Below are 642 nucleotides of genomic sequence, written 5' to 3'. Positions count from 1 at the left end.
TGTCAGGGAGCGGTCGGGCGGTGAGCCAGCGTTTGAGGGTTTGATGGAAGCGTTCGATTTTCCCTTGGGTTTGTGGGTGGCCTGGTGCCCCGTTCTTTTGGTGGATGTGGTGGGCTTCTAAGAGTTTCTCGAACCCGTTACGGCCTCCCTTGCGGCCGGCTAGGCGGGCGGTGAAGACCAGCCCGTTATCGGTCAGGGTCGAAGCTGGTGGCCCATAGGTGCTGATCAGGCCTTGCATGGTGGTGACGATGTCGGCGCCGGTAAACGCTACTTGGGTGCGTAGGTGCAGTAGGTAGCGGGAGTGGTCGTCGAGGAAGTCCAGGATTTCTACCCGGGTGCCGGTGGCTAGGAACCAGTGGGTGATATCGGCTTGCCAGCACTCGTTCGGCGCCTGGGCTTGGAAGCGGATGTAGGTGGATCTTGGTCGTTTACCCGGTGCTGGGGTGATGAGCCCGGCCCGGTGGAGCACGCGCCGGATCGTGGAATCTGAGGGCACTCGGTATCCGGCTTGTTCTAGGTGCCAGGCAATCGTGAGCGGCCCGGCGTCAGCGCCTTGGGTGGTGAGTTCTTGGCGCAAGGTGATGATTTGTTCTACCAACGCCGCTGGTAGGGCCCCGGGTGATGAGCGTGGGGCTCGAGAGC

At 62.1% G+C, this 642-nt stretch carries 1 protein-coding gene; it reads right to left on the bottom strand.

Annotated features, from left to right (window positions below):
* Nucleotides 1-642 (bottom strand): DDE-type integrase/transposase/recombinase (locus ABD283_RS14325; protein WP_344225604.1); only part of this gene is annotated, 642 nt, incomplete at both ends.

The sequence above is a fragment of the Kocuria atrinae genome (assembly GCF_039531425.1).
GTDB classification, from domain to species: domain Bacteria; phylum Actinomycetota; class Actinomycetes; order Actinomycetales; family Micrococcaceae; genus Kocuria; species Kocuria atrinae.
The sequence above is the reverse complement of the archived record's forward strand: the minus strand, read 5'-3'. Positions and strand labels throughout refer to the sequence as shown.